The sequence below is a fragment of the Moorena sp. SIO3H5 genome (assembly GCF_010692395.1).
GTDB lineage: Bacteria > Cyanobacteriota > Cyanobacteriia > Cyanobacteriales > Coleofasciculaceae > Moorena.
The window spans coordinates 1-6,268 of record NZ_JAAHHS010000430.1 but is presented as its reverse complement, the minus strand read 5'-3'; the positions used below and the strand labels follow the sequence as shown (position 1 = coordinate 6,268).

General features: G+C 41.1%; 7 protein-coding genes and 1 pseudogene. 4 read left to right on the top strand and 4 right to left on the bottom strand.

Annotated elements, in window-relative coordinates:
- Positions 1-27: 27 nt before the first annotated feature.
- Positions 28-909 (bottom strand): sodium/glutamate symporter, encoded by an 882-nt coding sequence (locus F6K52_RS30400; RefSeq protein WP_293087653.1) that lies wholly within the window; start codon positions 907-909, stop codon positions 28-30.
- A 249-nt stretch (positions 910-1,158) separates the two neighbouring features.
- On the opposite strand from F6K52_RS30400, the gene F6K52_RS30395 reads away from it, so the two are divergent.
- The 3 genes from F6K52_RS30395 (at position 1,159) to F6K52_RS30385 (ending at position 2,633) form a co-directional block, all read left to right on the top strand.
- A complete protein-coding gene (locus tag F6K52_RS30395; protein ID WP_293087650.1) occupies positions 1,159-1,296 on the top strand; it encodes a hypothetical protein in 138 nt (45 codons plus the stop codon).
- Between the two features lie 13 nt (positions 1,297-1,309).
- Positions 1,310-1,765 (top strand): NUDIX hydrolase, encoded by a 456-nt coding sequence (locus F6K52_RS30390; RefSeq protein ID WP_293087647.1) that lies wholly within the window; start codon positions 1,310-1,312, stop codon positions 1,763-1,765.
- Positions 1,766-1,865: 100 nt separating this feature from the next.
- Entirely contained in the window at positions 1,866-2,633 is a 768-nt protein-coding gene (locus tag F6K52_RS30385; protein WP_293087643.1) for a PEP-CTERM sorting domain-containing protein, read from the top strand.
- A 333-nt stretch (positions 2,634-2,966) separates the two neighbouring features.
- On the opposite strand, the gene F6K52_RS30380 is transcribed toward F6K52_RS30385, so the two are convergent.
- From F6K52_RS30380 to F6K52_RS30370, 3 genes are all read right to left on the bottom strand, one after another.
- A complete protein-coding gene (locus tag F6K52_RS30380) occupies positions 2,967-3,602 on the bottom strand; it encodes a restriction endonuclease subunit R (RefSeq protein ID WP_293087640.1) in 636 nt (211 codons plus the stop codon).
- A gap of 118 nt (positions 3,603-3,720) precedes the next feature.
- Positions 3,721-3,879 carry a hypothetical protein gene (locus F6K52_RS30375; protein ID WP_293087637.1) on the bottom strand — a complete coding sequence of 53 codons (159 nt, stop codon included), beginning with the start codon at positions 3,877-3,879 and terminating at the stop codon, positions 3,721-3,723.
- A gap of 689 nt (positions 3,880-4,568) precedes the next feature.
- Positions 4,569-4,703 (bottom strand): hypothetical protein, encoded by a 135-nt coding sequence (locus F6K52_RS30370; protein ID WP_293087634.1) that lies wholly within the window; start codon positions 4,701-4,703, stop codon positions 4,569-4,571.
- Between F6K52_RS30370 and F6K52_RS30365 the strand changes: the two are divergent.
- Positions 4,698-5,810, top strand: a pseudogene (locus F6K52_RS30365) (ISAs1 family transposase). The gene F6K52_RS30370 and the pseudogene F6K52_RS30365 overlap by 6 nt on opposite strands.
- Positions 5,811-6,268 lie beyond the last annotated feature (458 nt).

Sequence of the window (6,268 nt, the reverse complement as noted above, 5' to 3'; positions counted from 1 at the left end):
CCATGGGAAACAGAGGCACATACTGAATTACTTGAAAGCCACCGGCACCCAAGTCACTGACTCAATGAACTTGAGCACTGCCAGGATTAGCCAGCCGATTGCGATCGCAACTCCTACAAAAGCAAGGTTCAATGACAGGGGATCGATCAGTAAACCATCCATTAATCTCGCTCTGGCTAACCTAACTTCCGTAGGTTCTCGTTGAATTGTCTGTTGAATTGTATTTTGAATTTTATCCCGAAACTGTTGTAGCTCACTGCTGGGATCAGGGCTGGCCTGGATGTAGCCCTTGCGCCTCCCCCAGCTTGCTAGCCAGGTACCTGCGATCACTCCTGACAGAATACCGACTGTAGCCAAGCCTAGAGCCAAGTCACCACCGTCGTTAAAACCCAGTTTTCTAAAGGTATCGGTCATGCCAGCAGCGGTGCCGTGACCGCCTTCAAAGGCAATTTCGATTAATGCACCTGCGATGGGATCGACACCGAATATCGGACTCAACACTAACAGAACTAGCAGCAGTCCAATCACATATTGTCCCCAGGCCAGGGTTTGGCCGAATGCTACCTGAGGTGCAGCTTTGCGCCAAATTTTTCTGGGACTGGGGATCGCTTCACCTAAAAATAAGGCGGCGAAGACAACATTGATAAAGACACCAGGAGACTGAGACCAAACTGTTGCCATCGTTTTCGGAAACAGACCCCCAGCCAGTAAGGAATCTGTACCTGATACGGTAGATGCGATCGCACCCAATACTGCTGGGCCGAGTAACAATGCTACTCCCCCAGCAATAACTGATTCTGGTAGATAAAGGGATTGAAACAGCCGAACTTTCTGTTTGAGAAACCTGCCGATCAGGAGTAAAATCCCGATCATGATCAAAGCAAATAAAGCATTGATGAGCGTAAACATAGCACCTTCCCCTCAGTGGGATAGTTACACCACCGAAATCAACTGCCTCTGGTAACTAAAAATTTAAAATTTGACGGTAAAGCTTTGAGGGTAAAGCTTTAACAGTAAAGCATCGTCGGCGAGTTGAGTCTGTAGTAGTGAAGCTGAATAAAAAATTATTTTAGCTCAGGCGAGAGAGAAAATTCCGTCTAGTCCCTGGATTTTTCGGTTAGGCTAATCGGACACATCGCATTTCTCACAATTAATATTGTGAGAATTTTTGATCGGAAGTTCCCTACTCCCTACTCCCTACTCCCTACTCCCTACTCCCTACTCCCTGCTCCCTACTCCCTGTTCCCTATTCCCTATTCCCTGTTCCCTTTGCTATATGATAAATACTCAACCTGATTTGATCTAACCCATGACTTCTACTCAATACCGTAATCCTGCTCCCACTGTTGATATCATTATTGAACTAATCGACCGACCCCATCGACCGATTATTTTGATAGAACGGGAGAATCCCCCCCTAGGCTGGGCAATTCCCGGTGGATTTGTAGATTACGGCGAGTCGGTAGAAACAGCAGCGGTGCGGGAAGCTAAGGAAGAAATTAGCTTAGAGGTTGAACTAATTGAGCAATTCCAGGTGTATTCTGACCCTAATCGTGATGCCCGTAAGCATACCATTAGTATTGTCTTTTTAGCTACAGCAACGGGTGAACCAAAAGCCGCTGATGATGCTAAAAATCTCGGCATTTTTCACCCTTGGGAAGTGCCATCTAATCTCTGCTTTGACCACAACAAAATTTTGCAGGATTATTGGAATTATCGTCATTATCGAATTAGACCTAGGCTATCTGCGGAAGTGATACAGTAAGTCATCAACTACGAATACATTGAACTAACCTGAATGCAAACATCTGCCTGTAATCCTGATAGTTAAGAACGGTACAGGAATTAGTTTTATATCTAGTTTTATGTCAATCAAGCATTCAATCAAGCATTCAGCTATAGCGATCGCAGCAGGGGCAATCGGTCTAATTGGGTTGTCGAGTATTGGTGGCGCTGCTAATGCTGCTAGCATTGTTAATGGGGGATTTGAAACAGGAGACTTCACAGGATGGACAGTTGTTAAGCAAACTCGTAGCTCCGGGAACTGGTTCATTACAAATGGAACCAGGACCCCATTAACGAGATTCTCAATTCCCAGTCCAAGTCAAGGATCATTCTTTAGCGTTACCGATCAGCGCGGGGCTGGTTCCCGCGTCTTGTTTCAAGATATCGTTCTAGAAGCAGGTTTCACTCACGAACTTTCTTTCGACTGGTTTGCCCAAAACCGCTCTTCTCGTGGACTGATTGATGCTGAAACTATGGCTTTTAATCGGGGACGAAACCAACATTTCCGAGTTGATCTAGTTTCTGCTGGCTTTAATAACTGGTTTGGTCCGTCTTCAAATGCGGGGGTACTAGCAAATATTATATCTCCAGTAGGACAACGCGGTCGCGTCAATGGGTTTAATACTACCACATTTGATTTGACTGAGTGGGCTGGTTCTACTGTGCGCTTGGCTTTTCGCCAAGTTGACAATAGCGGTTTCTTCAACGCTGGGGTTGACGCAGTAAGTATTGAATCTGAAGCTGTTCCCGAACCTGCTTCTGTGTTAGGTCTGCTAGCAGTGGGTGTTGGCTGCGTAAGCTTTAAAACGTCAAAAGTTAAACGTCAAAAGTTAAAAGCCAATTGTTAGTCTTTGATTCAAAATAACGACAGGTTTTATGGAACTAAACTATTAGATTTAGTTCCAGCATTAAACCCAAATAAGCTGTGACACCATAGAGGAAGTATAGTTAAAATACAGGAACTTTTTAATCTTTGATTGGGTCAAAATAACTTTGACGGTTGAGGTGCTCAAAACTCCTCTAAAATTCGACCATAATAAACCCCTTCAATCAGTCGGTTGGAGAGGGTTTTTGTTGGTTGTGCCTAAGATAGAAAAGGGAGTAGGGAGTAGGGAGCAGAGAAAAAATACTCTGTACCTGATTAGCCTAGAAATCGCTATATCACTTTAGGATATCACATTTCATAGTTTACAGATAGCTTTAAGAACCTTTAGCAATTGAAGACAACTCTCAGATTCCATCAAGTTGAGTAATGGCATCAGCTGATAAGTTGGGGAAGCTTCCTGCTGCAGATAAACAAACTGATAACGTAATCCATTCGTCACTAGCCCCCATACGGATTTTTGATGCTCTAAACTTTTATAGGCATAGGTCAGTAATTGTGGTAAACCTGCTGTTACATCTACTAGACTATTTTTCGTTTCGATTACCAACACCCAAAAATAGTTATTAGCTGGTGTTGGTTGCTGGTTGTTTATTGCTAGAATATCAAGCCGCCCTGTAATTCGTGTCTCCTCCTCTTCACTATCAATTTCCGCAATCCCTTCTTCCACGCAAATTGTAATGGGGTAGTGATAGAAGCCAGCTAATCTCAGCAATGGAGCAATAACCACTAACTTCACCTGCCCTTCAGAGACTTTTCCTGATCTTAGATAGGGACGAAAATCATTATTTATTTGCACCAGTTCCTGCTTTTCAACGTCTGTTAACGGTTCTAAGGATAACAAGGGCGTGAATGAGCCATCATAATCTTCTTCGAGATTCAAAAGGCGATGAACATCATCAAGAGATAAGTTACTAGGATTTAAAGTTTTCATGAGACGCTTAATTTTTCTCTAATGCTAAAACAGTTTTGAGATTACAAGTTCTCTGATTTCAGATATATGCTCCTAAGCCAACAGCTAGGTTATAAATACAGTAGTTGCTAGTGGTGCTTTAGGAGGGCTTGCCCTCATTTTCTGCCTCGTAGCCAGGGTTGGGAAAGCCCGCCGGGAAATGAAACAGGCAAGATGCCTGTTCCACCAACATGCCCATGCCACCAACATGCCTATTCCACCAACATGCCCATGCCACCAACATGCCTATTCCATCCACCAGGCCAAACAGCTTTGAGGAGATGCACCCAATGGCCGCTCAAGTACCGTGCCCATAGCCCATAAGCTAAATGCTTACAATCTTTGATGTCAGAATTCAGTATTGCCAAGGGAGATCCGGTGATTAGCTGAAAAGCCGGGATTGATGATCGTGATTTTTTTTTGCATCATAGAAGTAACTCCTAGTTGGTTGGGAGGAAAGCCGCGCTGGTGATGATTAACTGGCATGCTCAGCGCGGTTATTAGTATCGGTGTTTACCTTCTATAGTATAGATAAATCCTCGGAAAAATGCAAGGGTTAATTAAAACTATTTACATTGAGTTACAAATACTATTTGTAGGAATTTAAGGGACTATTATTTAAAGGTTTTATTGCTACTTTATTTGAGTAATTCTAATATTTTATATCAGGTAAAAATATTAGAAAGCAATCATTGGTATTGACATCCAAAAGGTTTTGCAACCTACCGAAAACTCTTTTGTTATATAGCGGTTTTTAAATTAGGTGAGGTACATGTTTTTAGGAACATTCGGAGCAGGGAGCAGTGACAGGGTAAACGCATCTTAAATTTAGATCTAAATCTGCTATAATTAAGTGTTAGACAATTTAAGCCAAATATTAAGTTTTATTAAACAATGTCAAGAGGCTTCAATTCCAGCTTTACTCCAAAAAACAAACAAACATCCCAATCAAAGATAAATAAATTCTTGAGCACTAGTTTTTTCGAACATTGTCTTGATGCAGTCGCTCATGGGGGAAACCACGGCAATAGCGAGTGGGGGGAACCCCCAAGACCGCGCTGCCTTCCCAAGACCGCGCTGCATCGCTTTGCGACTTTGAGTGATCCAAGAATAGATAGAAGTAAAGAGCATTTATTAATAGATATTCTAGCAATTGCTATTTTAGCTGTGATTAGTGGTGCCGAGGGATGGGTAGGAATTGAGACATATGGAAAAGCCAAATATGAATGGTTAAACGAGTTTCTAGAATTACCAAATGGCATTCCTTACCATGATACTTTTGGTCGAGTATTTGCGAGAATAAACACAACAGATTTTCAAGAATGTTTCTTAAATTGGGTAAACTGAATTACTAAAAAGTTAGGAGTAAAAGTAATAGCAATAGACGGCAAAACCCTCAAACAATCTTATGACCGAAATGGACAGCAAAAAGCTCTACATATAGTCAGTGCATGGTCATCATCTCATCAATTGGTATTGGGACAGCAGAAAGTAAAAGATAAATCAAATGAAATTACAGCTATACCTGCTCTAATAAAGATGCTAGAAATTGAAGGAAGCATTATCACCATTGATGCCATGGGATGTCAGAAAGATATTACGTCAGTAATTGTGAATAAAAAAGGGAATTATATTATTGCACTAAAAGCTAATCAAAAGTGCCTGTATGAAGAAATAAAAAGCTGGTTTAATTTAGCTACTCATGAAGAGTTTATAGAAAGAAAATACAGCTACTCTAAAGAAATAGAAAGTGGACATAATAGGATAGAAAAGAGAGAAGTATGGGCTGTCCCGATTTCTAGTTTGCCCTGTCTTCATAATCAATCACTCTGGACAGGTTTAAAAACAGTTGTGATGGTGAAGAGTGAGCGAAAACTATGGAATAAGACAACCAGTGAAGTCCGTTTTTATATAAGTAGTTTAGAGAGTGATGCTGATAAAATTGCTAAAGCGATTCGGAGCCATTGGGGGATTGAAAATAGTTTACATTGGACATTAGATGTCACATTTGCGGAAGATAAAAGTCGGATACGTAAACATAATTCTCCAGAGAATTTTGCTCTACTACGTCGTTTAGCTTTAAATTTACTAAAACAAGAAACGACTTTTAAAGGAAGTTTAAAAATGAAGCGATATCGAGCGGCTATGGACAACAACTATTTAGTTAAAATTTTAGAGTATGCTGAGTAATTAAGATTAATTATGGCCGGTTAATTTGATAAAAATTCCGGAAATTAAATAATATTTTCAGAGCGTCAAAAATTAACTACCTCAATAAACTATTAGATTTGACGAGTTTAATTTGCGTAACTATTACGCAAATGCAAATTATTATTTGATCTCCTCCAAATCCCATCTAGTATTTTTTAATACACAAGCCTATAATTTTGTCAAATTAATTTAGATGCGTTTACCCTGGGAGCAGTGAAGTCAGAAGGTAAGTATATGGGCACTTATCACAGCGTCAAAGCCTTTTCCACCCACGCTACGCGAACAGCCTTCAGTGGTCAGCGGTCAGCCTTTGGCTGAAAGCTGATAACTGTTCGCGTAGCGCTTAAGCTGATAGCTGATAGCTGATAGCTGATAGCTGATAGCTGATAGCTGATAGCTGATAGCTGATAGCTAACCTCAAAGCTGACCAATGCCAA

Coding starts and splice junctions, on each gene's coding strand:
- F6K52_RS30400 (WP_293087653.1), bottom strand. CDS start 909: ATGTTTACGCTCATCAATGCTTTATTTGCTTTGATCATGATCGGGATT.
- F6K52_RS30390 (WP_293087647.1), top strand. CDS start 1,310: ATGACTTCTACTCAATACCGTAATCCTGCTCCCACTGTTGATATCATT.
- F6K52_RS30385 (WP_293087643.1), top strand. CDS start 1,866: ATGTCAATCAAGCATTCAATCAAGCATTCAGCTATAGCGATCGCAGCA.
- F6K52_RS30380 (WP_293087640.1), bottom strand. CDS start 3,602: ATGAAAACTTTAAATCCTAGTAACTTATCTCTTGATGATGTTCATCGC.
- F6K52_RS30370 (WP_293087634.1), bottom strand. CDS start 4,703: ATGCAGCGCGGTCTTGGGAAGGCAGCGCGGTCTTGGGGGTTCCCCCCA.